The sequence below is a fragment of the Cellulomonas septica genome (genome assembly GCF_012396155.1).
Taxonomy (GTDB): domain Bacteria; phylum Actinomycetota; class Actinomycetes; order Actinomycetales; family Cellulomonadaceae; genus Cellulomonas; species Cellulomonas septica.
In genome coordinates, this window is the sequence record NZ_JAAXOY010000870.1 from 1 (window position 1) to 1,167 (window position 1,167).

General features: G+C 76.3%; 1 protein-coding gene. It reads left to right on the plus strand.

What is annotated here, in order from left to right:
* A partial coding sequence (locus tag HGA02_RS19925) for a hypothetical protein (protein WP_168681156.1) occupies positions 1–1,089 on the plus strand: 1,089 nt, incomplete at its 5' end.
* Positions 1,090–1,167: the final 78 nt, after the last annotated feature.

The following is a 1,167-nucleotide window of genomic DNA, read 5'->3' on the forward strand; positions in this document are numbered from 1 at the left end:
GCGCCCGCGATGTCCCTCGAGCAGCCCATGGCCGGCCGGGAGATGTCGTCGGCGGGTGCGGCGGCCGACACGGCGGCGACGTCGAAGCTCGCCTGGTACGGCGGGCGCACGGTGTTCACGGCGGGCAGCGGGCTGTCGGACGAGGCGGGCACGGGGACGGCGTGGGCGTTCGACGCGGCGTCGGTGTTCTCGCAGGAGTCGCTCGCGCGCGTCGCGGCGGCGCTCGGCGTCGCGGGCGAGCCGCGGCAGGAGTACGGCGCATGGACCGTCGGCTCGACGGACGGGACCGGTCCGACCGTGTCCCTCTCGCCCGACGGCACGGGCAGCATCTCGTACTACGACCCGTCGAAGGACCCGTGGTCCTGCGTCGCGTCGGCCCCGGAGACGCTCGACGGTGCGACCGAGGGGGGCGGCACGTCGTCGTCGGTCGACAAGGCGCAGGTGGACCCGGGCCTCGGCGCGAACTGCGACCCCCGGGACCTGCCCGCCGCCCCCACGGGCGACGCGGCGAAGGCGAAGACCACGGACCTGCTGCATGCGCTGGGCGTCGACCCGGCGTCGTACGAGCTCGAGGTCATGGCCGACACGGGCTCGCCCGCGCTCGTGCAGGTCACGGCGCACCTGGTGGTCGACGGGCAGCGGTCGGGCGTCGCGTGGAACGTGTCGCTCGTGGGCGACGGCGTGCAGTCGCTGTGGGGCTCGCTCGCGCCGGTCGTCGAGCTCGGCGACTACGACGTCGTGAGCGCGCGCGCCGCGGTCGAGCGCCTGGGCGACCCGCGGTTCGGGGCGTCGGGCGGGATCATGCCGTTCGCGGCCGACGACATGATGCGCGCGGAGTCCGGTGCCGCCGACGCTCCGGCGCCCGACGAGGTGCCGACGGTCCCGGCGACCCCCGACTTCGGTCCGCTCGCGTGGCCGGTCGAGGACGTGACGATCGAGTCGGCACGCCTGGGCCTCGCGCTCACGACGCTGCCCGACGGCGCCGCGGTGCTGCTGCCGACGTACGAGCTGTCGTCGTCGGACGGCCGGACGTGGACCGTGGTCGCGGTCGCCGACGCCGACCTGGACTTCACGGCGGCGGCGCGTTGAGACGTCCGCCGCGCTGAGCCGTCCGCCGCGCGAGCGGCGGGGCAGGGGGCGGCAGGGGGCGACGAAGGCCGGTCGGCG